This window comes from Thalassococcus sp. (genome assembly GCF_982780845.1).
The window spans coordinates 335,631-349,853 of record NZ_CEYADA010000001.1; the positions used below are offsets into that span (position 1 = coordinate 335,631).

General features: G+C 58.0%; 17 protein-coding genes. 7 read left to right on the forward strand and 10 right to left on the reverse strand.

Annotation, left to right across the window (positions count from 1 at the left end; genetic code table 11):
• Positions 1–49: 49 nt before the first annotated feature.
• Genes AC4FIA_RS01650 through AC4FIA_RS01660 form a run of 3 tightly spaced genes read right to left on the reverse strand, consistent with a single transcriptional unit; the run spans position 50 to position 2,395 of the window.
• Positions 50–1,174 (reverse strand): CaiB/BaiF CoA transferase family protein, encoded by a 1,125-nt coding sequence (locus tag AC4FIA_RS01650; RefSeq protein WP_490364454.1) that lies wholly within the window; start codon positions 1,172–1,174, stop codon positions 50–52.
• On the reverse strand, positions 1,171–1,848 hold the full coding sequence (locus AC4FIA_RS01655) for a DsbA family protein (protein WP_490364455.1): 678 nt from the start codon (positions 1,846–1,848) through the stop codon (positions 1,171–1,173). Before AC4FIA_RS01655 ends, AC4FIA_RS01650 begins: the two co-directional genes overlap by 4 nt.
• 28 nt (positions 1,849–1,876) lie before the next feature.
• Entirely contained in the window at positions 1,877–2,395 is a 519-nt protein-coding gene (locus tag AC4FIA_RS01660) for a DUF721 domain-containing protein (protein ID WP_287473792.1), read from the reverse strand.
• A 92-nt stretch (positions 2,396–2,487) separates the two neighbouring features.
• Here AC4FIA_RS01660 and mutY point away from each other — a divergent pair, with 92 nt between their 5' ends.
• Entirely contained in the window at positions 2,488–3,540 is a 1,053-nt protein-coding gene (mutY, locus tag AC4FIA_RS01665) for an A/G-specific adenine glycosylase (RefSeq protein ID WP_490364456.1), read from the forward strand.
• A gap of 100 nt (positions 3,541–3,640) precedes the next feature.
• The gene (locus AC4FIA_RS01670) at positions 3,641–4,789 is read left to right on the forward strand and encodes an alkane 1-monooxygenase (protein WP_490364457.1); all 1,149 of its coding nucleotides are present in this window, start codon (positions 3,641–3,643) and stop codon (positions 4,787–4,789) included.
• A 102-nt stretch (positions 4,790–4,891) separates the two neighbouring features.
• Here AC4FIA_RS01670 and AC4FIA_RS01675 read toward each other — a convergent pair whose 3' ends face one another.
• From AC4FIA_RS01675 to AC4FIA_RS01695, 5 genes are all read right to left on the reverse strand, one after another.
• On the reverse strand, positions 4,892–5,455 hold the full coding sequence (locus AC4FIA_RS01675; RefSeq protein WP_490364458.1) for a F0F1 ATP synthase subunit B: 564 nt from the start codon (positions 5,453–5,455) through the stop codon (positions 4,892–4,894).
• 4 nt (positions 5,456–5,459) lie between these two features.
• Positions 5,460–5,990 carry a F0F1 ATP synthase subunit B' gene (locus AC4FIA_RS01680; protein WP_490364459.1) on the reverse strand — a complete coding sequence of 177 codons (531 nt, stop codon included), beginning with the start codon at positions 5,988–5,990 and terminating at the stop codon, positions 5,460–5,462.
• A gap of 89 nt (positions 5,991–6,079) precedes the next feature.
• On the reverse strand, positions 6,080–6,316 hold the full coding sequence (locus AC4FIA_RS01685; RefSeq protein WP_076447653.1) for a F0F1 ATP synthase subunit C: 237 nt from the start codon (positions 6,314–6,316) through the stop codon (positions 6,080–6,082).
• Positions 6,317–6,391: 75 nt separating this feature from the next.
• Positions 6,392–7,174: a F0F1 ATP synthase subunit A gene (locus AC4FIA_RS01690; protein ID WP_103909265.1), complete on the reverse strand. Its 783-nt coding sequence runs from the start codon at positions 7,172–7,174 to the stop codon at positions 6,392–6,394.
• A complete protein-coding gene (locus tag AC4FIA_RS01695) occupies positions 7,164–7,508 on the reverse strand; it encodes an AtpZ/AtpI family protein (RefSeq protein WP_103909266.1) in 345 nt (114 codons plus the stop codon). Before AC4FIA_RS01695 ends, AC4FIA_RS01690 begins: the two co-directional genes overlap by 11 nt.
• A 219-nt stretch (positions 7,509–7,727) precedes the next feature.
• On the opposite strand from AC4FIA_RS01695, the gene AC4FIA_RS01700 reads away from it, so the two are divergent.
• Positions 7,728–8,066 carry an ArsR/SmtB family transcription factor gene (locus tag AC4FIA_RS01700; protein WP_490364542.1) on the forward strand — a complete coding sequence of 113 codons (339 nt, stop codon included), beginning with the start codon at positions 7,728–7,730 and terminating at the stop codon, positions 8,064–8,066.
• On the opposite strand, the gene AC4FIA_RS01705 is transcribed toward AC4FIA_RS01700, so the two are convergent.
• Positions 8,067–8,945, reverse strand: a complete 879-nt coding sequence (locus AC4FIA_RS01705; RefSeq protein ID WP_490364460.1) for a LysR family transcriptional regulator — start codon at positions 8,943–8,945, stop codon at positions 8,067–8,069.
• 110 nt (positions 8,946–9,055) lie between these two features.
• Between AC4FIA_RS01705 and AC4FIA_RS01710 the strand changes: the two genes are divergently transcribed.
• Both AC4FIA_RS01710 and AC4FIA_RS01715 read left to right on the forward strand, forming a co-directional pair.
• Complete coding sequence (locus AC4FIA_RS01710; RefSeq protein ID WP_490364461.1) at positions 9,056–9,637, forward strand: FMN-dependent NADH-azoreductase; 582 nt, start codon at positions 9,056–9,058, stop codon at positions 9,635–9,637.
• A 65-nt stretch (positions 9,638–9,702) separates the two neighbouring features.
• A complete protein-coding gene (locus tag AC4FIA_RS01715; RefSeq protein ID WP_490364462.1) occupies positions 9,703–10,665 on the forward strand; it encodes a glycerophosphodiester phosphodiesterase family protein in 963 nt (320 codons plus the stop codon).
• Positions 10,666–10,689: 24 nt separating this feature from the next.
• Here AC4FIA_RS01715 and AC4FIA_RS01720 read toward each other — a convergent pair whose 3' ends face one another.
• The gene (locus AC4FIA_RS01720) at positions 10,690–11,496 is read right to left on the reverse strand and encodes a crotonase/enoyl-CoA hydratase family protein (protein ID WP_490364463.1); all 807 of its coding nucleotides are present in this window, start codon (positions 11,494–11,496) and stop codon (positions 10,690–10,692) included.
• A 177-nt stretch (positions 11,497–11,673) separates the two neighbouring features.
• On the opposite strand from AC4FIA_RS01720, the gene AC4FIA_RS01725 reads away from it, so the two are divergent.
• Positions 11,674–12,489 (forward strand): M15 family metallopeptidase, encoded by an 816-nt coding sequence (locus tag AC4FIA_RS01725; RefSeq protein WP_490364464.1) that lies wholly within the window; start codon positions 11,674–11,676, stop codon positions 12,487–12,489.
• Positions 12,490–12,709: 220 nt separating this feature from the next.
• Positions 12,710–14,218: a signal recognition particle protein gene (ffh, locus tag AC4FIA_RS01730; RefSeq protein WP_488049387.1), complete on the forward strand. Its 1,509-nt coding sequence runs from the start codon at positions 12,710–12,712 to the stop codon at positions 14,216–14,218.
• Positions 14,219–14,223: the final 5 nt, after the last annotated feature.

A 14,223-nucleotide genomic window follows, 5' to 3' on the forward strand; every position in this document is an offset into this window, starting at 1 on the left:
AACGGCCTAAGGACGAGATAAACCTGCGCGGCGCAGCCGCACAATCGGATCAGGAGTTGTCCAGTTTCGGCGACGCGTGATCCAGCACCAGTTCCGCATCCGAAAACTTGAACGGTGACCGGACACCGGGCACACCATCAGGCGAAATCTGCATGCCCCTCGCCTGAACCTGCGGATCGGAAAAGACTTCGGCCATGTCGTTGATCGGACCGGCGGGAACGCCCTGTTCCTCACAAGCGGCCAACAACTCGGCCTTGCTCATCTGCAGGGTCGCACCGTTCAACCGCTCGGTCATCGCTTCGCGGTTCGCAATCCGGTCCTGATTGGTTAGAAACTCAGGCGCTTCGGCCATGTCATCCAAACCCAGCAAACGGCACAGACGCTGGTACTGGGGATCGTTGCCTGTGGCGATAATGATGTGGCCATCCGCGCAATCGAACACCTGATAGGGTGTCAGATTGGGGTGATAATTGCCCGTCCGCACCGGCGGCGTGCCCGTCGCCAGATAGTTCAGCGCCTGATTGGCCGTGACGCTCACACCGGTATCCAACAGCGACATATCAATGTGCTGACCACGCCCTGTGCGACTGCGCTGATGCACCGCCGCCAGAATGGCTGTGACCGAGTAGATACCCGTGAAAATATCGGTGGTCGCGACGCCCGCGCGCTGTGGCTGACCGTCGGGTTCTCCGGTGATCGACATCAAACCGCACATGCCCTGAATGATATAGTCGTAGCCCGCGCGATGGGCATAGGGGCCGTCCTGACCGAAACCGGTGATCGAACAATAGATCAGGCGCGGATTGACCTTGCTCAGGCTGTCATAGTCCATGCCGTATTTGGCCAGACCGCCCACCTTGAAGTTCTCGATCAGGATATCGGCATCACGCACCAGTTCGCGCATGTGCTCCTGACCTTCCTCGGACGACAGATCAACCGTGACCGAGGTTTTGCCGCGATTACACGAATGGAAATACGCCGCCGAGGTCTGGCCGTCGTGTTCAATGAACGGAGGGCCCCAGCGGCGCGTGTCGTCGCCGCGCGGAGCCTCGACCTTGATCACTTCCGCGCCCAGATCCGACAGCGTCTGACCGGCCCAGGGGCCGGCCAGAATGCGTGCCAGTTCGATAACCTTCAGCCCTTCAAGCGGGCCCTTCGGTGCCGAAACGCTCATTCTTTGGCAGCGATCTTTTCGTCCAGAGTTTCTGCAAACTCGGCATAGCTCATGTTGGAATAGGGTTCGCCGTCGATCAGGAAGGACGGCGTCGACTGGATGTTATCGCGCTCGGCGTTCGCCTGATACCATTCCACCAACGATCGAATGTAGTTGGCGTCTGTCAGACAGGCTTCGACCTCGTCCTGCCCAATACCTGCCAGCTTACCGATTTTGCGCAGCTCATCCGCAATCGCGCCGTCGCTACCTGCACGGGCCCATTCTTTCTGACCCTTATAGATCAGGTCGGTGATACCAAAGAATTTCTCTTCGCCACCGCAGCGCGCAACCAGCGAAGCCCAGATGCCGTATTTGTCAAAGTACACTTCGCGGTACACGAACTTAACCTTGCCGGTTTCGATGTAGTTCTTTTTGATGTCACCGAACACGTTGGTGTGGAAGTTCGCGCAATGTGGACAAGTGTAGGAAGCGTATTCGATGATCTCGACCGGCGCATCTTCGGCGCCCAGCACCATTTCCACGATTTCTTTCGTCTCGGCATTGGCCTCTTGTGCCATGGCCGCGCCCGGCACCGCGTATTGAGCTGTGTTCGTGCCGCCGCCCTGCGTCAGCAGAAAACCACCGCCCAGGACCAAACCCGCCGTCAATAGGGCGATCGGGAAGATGCGTTTCATAGTCAAACCTCTTTCATAGAAGCAGGGCTTAGCCCTGTTGTTGTGTTCTGGATAAAACGTTCGTGGCCAACCTTTCAAGCGCTGCCCGCAAATCGTCGTTAGTGACACCCATGGCGGCGGCTTGGGCTTTGGCGCGCGTGGCCTCATCGGGCACTGGCGCAGGTGGCTCTTTCGGGGCGCGGTGCTGGAACGAAACACGGCCCTCGGAAAATCCTGTCGCAGCGGTTTGCGTCACACGGATACGTGCGATGGCGTTGTAGCCGTAGATCGCATTCACCCGTTCGCGCAGCTTTTCCTTCTGCATTTCAAGCAGCGGGGCATTCGCGCCTGTGGTCAGCAACGTCAGCGTCGCGCCCATACCATTGCGCGCATAGCTGACATCGACGGGGCGGCTGATTGCGGCCATATCCTCGCCCGCGATTTCGGGCCAATGGGTCAACACACGTGTCTGGGCAAATCCACGGCTTTCGGAAACCTTACGAATCTGCGCCTGCATCAGGCTGCTGGCCAGCGTCACTTTGCGTCTGCGCGGACTGTTGTTCGCCATGGGTTGAATCCTCTGCTCTGACGCTATTGTAGTGGTCCAGCGGCGGGCAACCAACCCGCATTCTTTGTCCTTCGTTCAAAGGCTTGTCAGTTATGCGTGAACGCGCCGATAGCAGCGCCCTTCTGGAATGGTATGACCGCCATGCGCGGTCGATGCCGTGGCGCGTGCCGCCTCATGATCGCAAGGCAGGCGTCGTGCCCGATCCCTATCGGGTCTGGATGTCGGAAATCATGCTGCAACAGACCACCGTTGCTGCCGTCAAAAGCTATTTCGAGGCGTTCACCCAGCGCTGGCCGACAGTCACCGACCTTGCCAATGCCGAGGATGCCGATGTGATGGCCGAATGGGCGGGGCTTGGATACTACGCGCGTGCGCGCAACCTGCTGAAATGTGCACGGGCCGTGGCGAACGACTATGACGGCAAGTTCCCCGATGATCACGATACGCTTCTGACCTTGCCCGGCGTTGGTCCCTACACGGCGGCGGCGGTGTCCTCGATCGCGTTTGATCGGCCCGAGACCGTGGTGGATGGCAACGTCGAACGCGTCATGGCGCGGCTTTATGATGAACACACGCCCCTGCCCAACGCCAAGCCGATCCTGACGGAATTTGCCCGCGACCTGACGCCCGACGAACGCCCCGGTGATTATGCGCAGGCCGTTATGGATCTGGGCGCAACGATCTGTACGCCCCGCAATCCGGCCTGCGGGTTGTGCCCGTGGCGCAAATCCTGCGCGGCTTGGGAAAACGGCACCGCGGCCGAACTGCCCAAGAAAGCACCCAAGAAACGCAAACCGACGCGGCACGGCATTGTGTACCTTGCCCGCCGGATCGACGGAGCGTGGTTGTTGGAACAGCGCCCCGACAGCGGGTTGCTGGGTGGTATGCTGGGCTGGCCGGGATCGGACTGGGGCGATGACCCGTCAGAGGCTGCGCCCATCCGTGCCGAATGGAAGACCCTGAACGAAGAAGCGCGCCACACCTTCACGCATTTCCACCTGCGCTTAACGGTAAAGACAGCTTTAGTGCCGCTGGATCGCGAACCGTCCACGGGTATGTTCATTGAGGCCGATGACTTTGATCGTTCGAACCTGCCCACGGTGATGCGCAAGGCCTACGATCTTGTTGCTAAAGGCAAAACTTAACGGCATCGCCTGACGTTTCGTCAGCATTTTATCCACAGGTGCAGACATTGCCGCCGAACCTGCTAGAATCGGGTCAACATGGTTGTTTGAAGGTCCGGTCATGGCTGATCAATCCATTCCCCCCGTCGCCCGCAATTTCGGTTTCCTCAGCGCGCTTCCGTTCTGGATTTCGCTTGGGCTGATCCCATTGGTCTGGCTTGCTGCCACGCAAGGCGGCTGGTGGCTAGCCCTGCCGCCTTTGGTGACGTGGTATCTGTTCAGCGTGCTTGATCTGGTGCTGGGCCAGAACAATGAAAATCCCGATCCTTTGACGGATGAGTCCAAGCTGTTCTGGTACAAGCTGATCACTATGATCTGGGTGCCTTTGCAGGTTCTGACGCTGTTCGGCCTGCTGTGGTACGTCACCCGCACCGATCATCTGACCACGGGCGAAACATTTGGCGTGTTCTTCGGCGTGGGCGTCCTTACGGGAACCATTGGCATCAACTATTCGCACGAGTTGATGCACCAGAAACCGGCCTTGGAGCGTCGTCTCAGCGATCTGCTTCTGGCGATGGTCCTTTATTCGCACTTCCGCTCTGAACACCTGCTGGTGCATCACCGCTATGTCGGCACACCGCGCGATCCGGTGACTGCGCGATACAACGAAGGCTTCCACCGCTTTTTCCCCCGTGTGCTGGTGCAATGCTATGCCTCGGCCTTCAAAGCCGAACGCGCGATGCTGGCGCGCAAGAACCTGCCGTGGACGCACCATAAAAACCCGTTCTTCTATTACTGGGGCCTGCAAGCGATCATGCTGGGTGCGTCCTTTGCAATCGCCGGCTGGTTCGGTGTCGGCCTTTTCCTGTTCCAAGCGTTCGTGGCCGTCTGGCAGCTTGAATTGGTGAATTACGTCGAACACTACGGCCTGACGCGGAAACATCTGGGGGACGGCAAATACGAACACGTCAAACCCCAACATTCGTGGAACGCGCCCTATCTGGCGTCCAACTGGCTGCTGATCAATCTGCAACGCCATTCGGACCACCACTACAAACCCGACCGCCGCTTCCCGCTTTTGCAGACCTATGACACGGTCGAGGCCCCAAAGTTGCCCTACAGCTATCCGGTCATGACAATCGCGGCGATGATCCCGCCCGTGTGGAAAAAGATGATGAACCCGCAGGTTCGCGCATGGCGGCAAAAGTTCTACCCCGAGATCACGGACTGGCTGGCCTATAACAAAGCAAGAAACCCGATGCCCAGATAGGCGGGGCGTGAAACCACGTTTGTTCAGGCTGGTTTACGAACATCCACAAAACAAAAAACCCGGCACTAGGCCGGGTTTCTTTTTGATCCTGTCGAAGACTGCTTAGTGCAGTTTCGAACCGACTGTCGCGATTGCGTCGTCGATCAGTTTCGCCTGATCTTTCGCCGCTGTGTTCTTGCTGACGATATCTTCGGCAGCTTTTACAGCAACGGTGATCGCAGCGTTGCGAACTTCTTTGACAGCGCTTGCTTCGGCGGATGCGATCTGATCTTCGGCTGCAGCCAGACGGCGTGCAACAGATGTTTCAAGATCGGCTTTCGCCTGTGCTGCTGTGGCTTCGGCGTCAACCTTGGCCTGTGCAACAATACGCTCTGCCTGTTCTTTGACTTCCTGCTGCTTACGCTCGTAGGAGGCCAGAAGGTTCTGGGCTTCTTCACGCAGGGCGCGTGCCTCGTCCAGATCCTTTTTGATACCTGCAGCGCGCTGATCCAGCAGTTTGCCCAGCATCCCGGGTACTTTGAAGTATACCAGAACGCCGAGGAACAGCAGGAACGAGATCAGAACAACAAAGTCAGTGTTGCGCAGCGAAAAGAAAGGTCCCGAAGCAGCGAGCGCGGGTGTCGCGCCCATCATAGCTACAGATGCAACGGCAAGTGTCTTACGCATGTCGTTACCCTTTCAACCGGTTTGTGACCGCAGCGTCGATGTCGGCTTTGCTTGCCGAACCACCCAGCGCCGATACCAGCGCTTCTGCTGTGTCTTTGGCGACCACTTCCACGTTCTCCATTGCAGAGGCGCGGATTTCAGCGATGGCCTTTTCAGACTCAGCCGCTTTCGCAGCGATCTTGGCGTCGGCTTCGGCCTGTGCGGCTTGGCCCTGTGCCTTGATATCATCACGAGTTGCCTGTGCGATGGCTTGCGCCTCGAAACGGGCATCTGCCAGCGCCTTTTCATAGGCAGCTTCGGCATCAGCAGCCTGAGCTTTCAGGTCTTCTGCCTTGGCAATGTCGTTAGTGATTGTGCCCTGACGTTCCGCAAGAACCGCCGCAATACGCGGCAGCGCGACGCGCGACAGGACAAAGTAGATCACGACCAGCGTGACCAGAAGCCAGAAGATCTGGTTGCCGAAGGTAGAAAAATCAAGCTGGGGCATACCCGGAGCTTGAGCCGCACCTGCAGCGTCTTGTGTTTCAGTCGCCATGTCGTCGTCCTCTCCGTCGGACCTATTCGTTTACTACGGGCGATGCCGGTGTCCGGTATCGCCCGCGCGTAAGGATCGGTCGGAGATGCTTAGACGGCGAACATCAGCAGCAGAGCAACGAGGAACGAGAAGATCCCCAGAGCTTCCGCAAACGCGATGCCGATGAACAGTGTAGCTGTCTGCGAAGCAGCAGCGGAGGGGTTGCGCAGAGCGCCGGCCAGGTAGTTGCCTGCAACGTTGCCCACACCAACAGCCGCGCCGCCCATGCCCATGCATGCCAGACCCGCGCCGATGAATGCGCCCATTTGTACGATATCGCCTTCCATGTCTTCTCTCCTTACGATGGAATTAGTTCGATTGGTTCAGTTGGATGCGCGCGAGGTGCCCCGCACGCCCCAGCATTAGTGATGCGGATGCAGCGCGTCTTTCAGGTAGACGCAGGTCAGGATCGTGAACACGTAGGCCTGAATGAAGGCTACGAGGATCTCAAGACCGTACATCGCAGTGATTGCGAGGATCGACAGCGGTGTCACGACAAGGCCGATGCCTGTCGAAATCAGCACCATCGGTGCGAACGCTGCGAAAACTTTGATAACCGCGTGACCCGCCATCATGTTACCAGCAAGACGGATCGAGTGGCTGACGGGGCGAACGAAGTAGGAAATCACTTCGATCAGCGCCAGAACGGGGCGCAGTGCCAGCGGGGCCGAGCTGACCCAGAACAGGCTCAGGAAACCTGCGCCGTTTTTGACAAAACCCAGAACAGTAACTGCTACGAAGACCAGCATCGCCAGAACCGCGGTCACCGCGATGTGGGATGTGGGTGTGAACGCGCGGGGCAGCAGGCCCAAGAAGTTCGCGAACACGATGAAGATGAACAGGGTCATGATGTACGGGAAGTACTTGACGCCGTCTTTGCCTGTGACGTCTTCAACCATCTTGTAGATGAAGCCGTAGGCCAGTTCCGCGATCGACTGTACGCGGCTGGGGATAATCGCGCGACGCGAGCTACCGACAACCATCAGGCCGATCACACAAAGAACTGTGATGATCATCCAAAGTGTCGAGTTTGTCACCGTGAACATGCTAACAGGGCCATCCCCCATCAGCGGTTTTACGATGAACTGATCCATCGGGTGGAATACCAGACCACCTTCGTCTGCGCCGTGCGATTCAGTCGCCATCGCCTTCCCTCTCATCCATTCTGGCCGTTTCAGCCAGTTTCTTCTCTTGGAGCTCTTGCGCCGAACGGAGCATTGTCTTCACGCCCGCGACGAACCCCAGCAATGTGAACAGCACCAGGAAAATGGGTTTGGTCCCAAAGAGGCTATCCAGCCCCCATCCCATGCCGAAGCCGATCAACAGACCGGCAACTAATTCGATCACCATCCGCCATGCCAGATCGGCTTGGGAATAGGATTTATCCTGATGGCGTTTAGGCGGTTCCTTGGCCTTTTTGTAGGCTTCGATCCTGGCTTCGAGATCTTCGAGCTGCCGTTTTGGATCGTTGTCGGTCACGCAAAATGCCCCAATCGGAATTTGCCCCGTTGCTAGGGTTCCTACGCGTCTGAGTCAAGCGCGATGACCGATCCTGCAAGGCACTGTATTATATGAACTATTTTCGAAGACAGAGTCGAAAAACACTATGTCGCAGGGGGGCAAATGGCTGTTTCGGGGGTATTTTCTATATTCAACCTTGTGGTTGACCTTTCCCGCACAAGGGCGCTTATGGCCTTTATGACCACCGATCTGGACCTTGTCTTTGCCGCACTGGCCGACCCCACCCGCCGCCGCATCCTGTCGATGCTGCTTGAGGACGATATGGCGGTCACGGACGTGGCCGAACCTTTTGATATGTCGCTGGCGGCGGTTTCCAAACACCTGACCATTCTGGCGCAGGCGGGACTGATTTCTCAGGAAAAGCGCGGGCGGGTAAAATGGTGTCAGCTTGAACCCAACGCCCTGCGCGACGCGAGCGTCTGGATGCAGGGCTTTGGTCAGTTCGAACCCGTCAATCTAGACGCGTTCGAACGGTTTCTTGAATCCGAGATCAGCCCGCAGACCGACGCCGACTGATCAGCTGATCAGTTCGGCAGTGTATTCTTTCAGATGCTTCAGGAACGCCTGAACCTTGGCCGTGCGGTGCAGGTCAACGTGCGTCACCAGCCACAAGGGCACGCGCCAGTCTTCCAGAGGCGGCAGGATTTCAACCATGTCGGGTCTGCTTGTTGCCTCGCGCACCGACATAAACCCGATGCCGGCGCCCTCGATCACAGCTTCTTCCAGCACGCGCTGGTCGCTGCTGCGGAACACAATCTGTTCGGCGGGCACATTGGCGCGCAGCCACGCATAGAACGGCGCACGGCTTTCTGCGTTTTCATGGCTGACGAACTGATGCGTCTTCAGTTCCTCTGGGGACGCGGGCTGACCGTATTTGTCGACATAGCTTTGCGCCGCATACAGCCCGATCGACACATGTTTGAATTCCTGCACCACGTTGTCGGGTTCATTGGGGCGCCCGCCAGCCCGAAGCGCCACATGCGCCTCGCCGTACTCCAGACGGAACACACGGTCGTCGGTCAGGTAGCGCACGATGACATCGGGATAGGCGTCACGGAAGGATTTCAACGCAGGCACAATCGCGGGGGCAAAGTTGATCAGGGATGTCACCAAAAGCTCACCCGACACACTCGCCCCACGGCCTTTTATGCGCCCGACAAGCTGATTGAACTGGTCATCGGTGGCTTGCGCTACACGCAGCAGGTCTTCGCCCGCCTCGGTCGCGGTATAGCCACGGGCATGACGCTGGAACAGTTTTACGCCCAAGCGCGTCTCGAGCGCGTCGATATGCCGGATCACAGTCGCATGGTGGACCCCCAGAACATCCGCCGCGCCGCTGACCGTTCCCAGACGCGCCACCTGAAAGGCGGTTCTGATCTCATCCCAATTGTCCATCACCTTACCTGTGCTTTGATTCACATAACCTGTGTAAATGTGGAAGTTGCGTGTATTTTTGCAAGGGCCATTTCTAGGAAAGACAGCAAAATCCATCAAGGACACATGAAATGACACACACATTGCTTCGCATCGATGCCTCCGCCCGCCGCGACGGATCGGTTTCCCGCCAACTGACGGATCAGATCATCGAAAAACTGACACCGGACCATGTGATCGCCCGCGATCTGGCAAATCCACTGCCCCACGTGAACGAGGCATGGATTTCCGCCAACTTCACCCCCATCACCGACCGCAACGACGAACAAAACAAGGCGCTGGAACTGTCCGACACACTGATCGAGGAAATCCAGCAAGCCGATACCATCGTCATCGGCGCGCCCATCTATAACTTCGGTGTCCCCGCGGGCCTGAAGGCTTGGATCGACCTTGTTGCCCGTGCTGGCGTCACCTTCCGCTATACCGAAGAAGGCCCCGTTGGCCTGCTGACCGGCAAACGCACAATCGTTGTCGTGGCATCGGGCGGTACAGAGGCCGGTTCGAACTACGACTTCGCGACCGGTTTCCTGAAACACGTTCTGGGCTTTATCGGCCTGACCGACGTGGAGTTTGTCACCGCTGACAAACTGGCACTGGATGCTGAAGGCACAATGGCCAAAGCCAAAGCAGATATCGAGCGGATTGCCGCCTGAGCCTGACCTGACGCTTGCGCGTCCCTGCCGATGGGCCAAAACTGGCCGTGATTGGCAGGGACTTTATGCGATATATTATTGGTTTAGGGATTTGTGCACTGGCTGTTTGGGCGGGCAACACGTCGATGTTCTCGGCCAGGTCTGACGTTGCACCCAGACTGATCGCGCATCGCGGTGTGCATCAGGTTGACCGTGGCGAAGGGCGCGATGCCAACACCTGCCGCGCCGCACAGATCGCATATTTCACCCACACCCATATTGAAAACACGGTCCCGTCCATGCGCGCGGCTTTCGAAGCAGGCGCAGAGGTGGTCGAGATCGATGTACACCTGACACCAGATGGCCAGTTCGCCGTTTTCCACGACTGGCGGCTTGAATGCCAGACCAACGGGGTGGGCGTGACCGAAGAAACGCCCATGGCGGAACTCAGGGCGCTGGACATCGGCTATGGGTTTACCGCCGACGGTGAAACGTTTCCCTTTCGTGGCACGGGTGTGGGCCTGATGCCCACGCTCACCGACGTAATTGCAGCTGACCTTCCCGGTCCGGTCTTTGTGAATTTCAAAAGCCGTCGCACAGAAGAGGGCACGCATCTGGCGGCTATGCTGGCAGATCCAGAGGCGCGCGCCGCAGTCTGGGGTGCCTATGGCGGGCAAGAGCCGACCCGCGCTGCACAGGCAGGCATGCCTACGCTACGTGGCTTTGACAAAAAATCGGTGATGGATTGCCTCAAACGCTACATGGCGTTCGGCTGGTCCGGTTACGTGCCGCAGGCTTGCCGAAACACCATTCTGCCCGTGCCGATCAGCCATGCCCGCTTTGTTTGGGGTTGGCCGCACCGCTTTACCAATAGACTGAAGGCACAGGGAACAGACGTGATCCTTTTAGGACCATGGGACGGCAGCGGGTTTACGACGGGCATCGACGACGCAGAAACTCTGGCCCGCGTTCCCGAGGGCTTTTACGGTTACATCTGGACCAACAGGGTCGAAGTGATCGGCGAGCTGGTTCAAGAAATGACCAGATAATCCAGCGTAGCGTGGTTAGCGTTTCTAGTCCGGACGCACCCGCGCGGCGGTTTTGTTGGCGAAGGCTTCAAGGCGGTCGCGGCTGGCTTCTTGTGTGTTCACAATGCCGGCGACCACGGATTCCGCATAGGCCGCATCCAGAGCCGACATGTTCTGCATGTGGCTGATCGCCGAACAGATCGCAAAGTTGGACAGCGGCGGGTTTTGGGCCGCTTTTCGCGCCAGTTCCATCGCCTTGGCGTCGGTGTCGCCATCGATCAGATACTGGCACAGGCCCACATCAACTGCTTCCTGTTGCTTATAGACACGGCCCGTCAGCATCATGTCGATCATCCGCGCCTTGCCAACCAGATCGGCCACGCGGATGGTGGCACCACCGCCTGTGAACAGGCCGCGTTGTCCTTCTGGCAGGGCAAAGTAGGTGGACTGATCCGCCACGCGCACATGAGCCGATGAGGCCAGCTCCAGACCGCCACCGACAACAGCGCCTTTCAGCGCCGCGATCACCGGAACGCCGCCGTATTCCATTTTGTTGAACGCCTCGTGCCAGCGCAGGCAGACGTGCATGAAATCTTCAGGGCGCCGTTCTTCTGTGTGGTGTTCCACCAGATCAAGACCGGCGCAGAAATGATCGCCCTCGGCCGCCAGAACAACTGCGCGCGCGCCCATGCGCGGAAGTTTCGAGAAGACTTCGATCAGTTCTTCGATAGTGTCCGCGTTCAAGGCATTCCGCTTTTCCGGACGGGACAGAACCACACGGACAACGCCGTCTTCGGTGCCGGTGACCTTCAGATATGTCAGGTTGAACTGTTCAAGTTTTGCGATGTCCATCCTTGCTCCTCCCGTTGCGATTTCGGGCACTCTGTGAGGTGAATGAACGATTGTCCATATAGGACGTTGGGAAACTTTCTTCGAAAAATTCCGTTTTCGTGATAAGATACCCAAATTCAAACAACCCAGTTTTATTTGAACTTTTCTGTTCTGCATTTTTTGAAAGGAATTCTGGCAATGGAATTGCGTCATCTACAAATGTTACTTGCTGCGACCGGTGATTATGTCGGTGGGATCGACGGCATCTTTGGTCCCAAAACCGAATCTGCGATTTTGGCGGTCGAGGCTCGGCACTTGGCCGATTACACCTTTGACCCAACCACCACGACAACTGCGCGGCGCCATACGGCCTGCGCTCAGGCCTGCCTGAACCAACTTGGCCATGATGCCGGTTTGATCGACGGGTGGAACGGCGTGTTCACGACCGAGGCGCTGAATGCGTTTCTGTTCGAGACCACAAATGGCCAGTCCGAAGTCGTCACGCGTCACCCAGTCGCCAATCCAACCGCAGGAAACGGGAACATCCCCCATCAGAACGATGTGTCGACATATTACGGCAATCCAGGAGACGACATCAAAAGCCAACTGGTCACGATTGAGGTGCCTTTTGATCTGCGGATTGATTGGAACCTGCGCCAGAAGACCCGCAAGATCACGGTGCATCGCAAAGCGTCCGAACAACTGCTTGCCGCATTGACCGCAGTCGAAGCGCACTATGGCTCTGACGCGATGCGAGAGCTGGGAATCGACCGCTACGCCGGTGCGTACACCCATCGCAAAATGCGCGGCGGGTCCAAATGGTCGATGCATGCCTTTGGCTGCGCGATTGATTTCTATGCCGAACCCAATGGTCTGCGCACCCGTTGCCCACAGGCTTTGTTTTGCGGCACTGATTACAAGGACTTCCTTGATATCATGGAAGCCCACGAATGGCTGCCTGCAATCCGGCTGTGGGGTGCGGATGCGATGCACTTCCAAAGGGCGCGCATTTGACCGCTTCCCTTGACTCTGAGCCATATTCAGACTAACCGCGACCTAACTTTCCGGAAGTGCCAAAGCTTCCGGTCCCATGGGCCTCGCCCGGGATCGCCCTCCGTCAGCGCGTTGCGCCCACGGGGGCGCTCGTCGTTTGGTCGATTGGGATTTGCGAAACAAGACGCCCGCCCCCACCTTTCGGGGACAACAGACAAGACCGGCATAGGAGGCCGCGGACATGTTTGAAAATCTTTCCGAACGTCTTGGTGGCGTCTTTGACCGCCTGACGAAACAGGGCGCCCTGTCCGAAGACGACGTCAAAACAGCCCTGCGCGAAGTGCGCGTTGCCCTGCTTGAGGCTGACGTATCGCTTCCTGTCGCACGCCAGTTCATCAAATCGGTCGAGAAAAAGGCCACAGGCGCTGCCGTGACCAAATCGATCACGCCCGGTCAGCAGGTGGTCAAGATCGTCCATGACGAACTGATCGCAACGCTCGCCGGTGAAGGTGAACCCGGCCAACTGCGCGTCGACAGCCCGCCTGCCCCGATCCTGATGGTCGGTCTGCAGGGTGGCGGTAAAACGACAACCACCGCCAAGCTGGCGAAACGCCTGAAGGAACGTGACGGCAAAAAGGTTCTGATGGCCTCGCTTGACGTCAACCGTCCTGCGGCGATGGAACAGCTGGAAATCCTTGGTAAGCAGATCGGCGTTGATACGCTTCCGATCGTCAAGGGCGAAGACCCCGTTGCCATTGCCAAGCGTGCCAAAACCCAAGCGGGCCTTGGCGGCTATGACGTTTACATGCTTGATACCGCTGGTCGTTTGTCCATCGACGAAGAGCTGATGGCACAGGTCGAAGCGGTGCGCGATGTTGCGAACCCGCGTGAAACGATCCTTGTTGTCGACGGCCTGACAGGTCAGGACGCCGTCAACACCGCCCAGAACTTTGACGACCGTATCGGTATCACCGGCGTTGTCCTGACCCGTATGGACGGTGACGGTCGCGGTGGTGCGGCGCTGTCCATGCGTGCGGTCACCGGCAAGCCCATCAAGTTCGTCGGTCTCGGCGAAAAAATGGACGCGCTGGAAACCTTTGAACCCGACCGTGTCGCGGGCCGCATCCTTGGCATGGGTGACATTGTTGCGCTGGTTGAAAAGGCGCAGCAGACCCTTGAGGCCGAACAAGCCGAGCGCATGATGAAGCGCTTCCAGAAGGGTCAGTTCAACATGAACGACCTGCGCATGCAGCTGGACCAGATGATGAAAATGGGCGGCATGGAAGGCATGATGTCCATGATGCCTGGCATGGGCAAAATGGCCAAGCAGATGGAAGGCGCGGGCATCGATGACCGCATCCTGAAACAGCAGATCGCCCTGATCAACTCCATGACCAAGAAAGAGCGCGCAAACCCGCAGCTTTTGCAGGCCAGCCGCAAGAAACGCATCGCGGCCGGTGCCGGTATGGAAGTGTCCGACCTGAACAAGCTTCTGAAAATGCAGCGCCAGATGGCGGACATGATGAAGAAGATGGGCAAAATGGGCAAAGGCGGCATGCTGAAACAGGCCATGCGCGGCATGTTCGGCAAGGGCGGTATGCCCGCTGGCATGGACCCGTCGCAAATGGACCCCAAAGCGCTGGAAGCGGCGGCCAAACAGATGGGCGCCAAGATGCCCGGCGGCCTGCCCGGTATGCCCGGCGGCATGGGTCTTCCCTCTGGTCTGTCCGGTCTGGGCAAAAAGAAGTAAGCCTC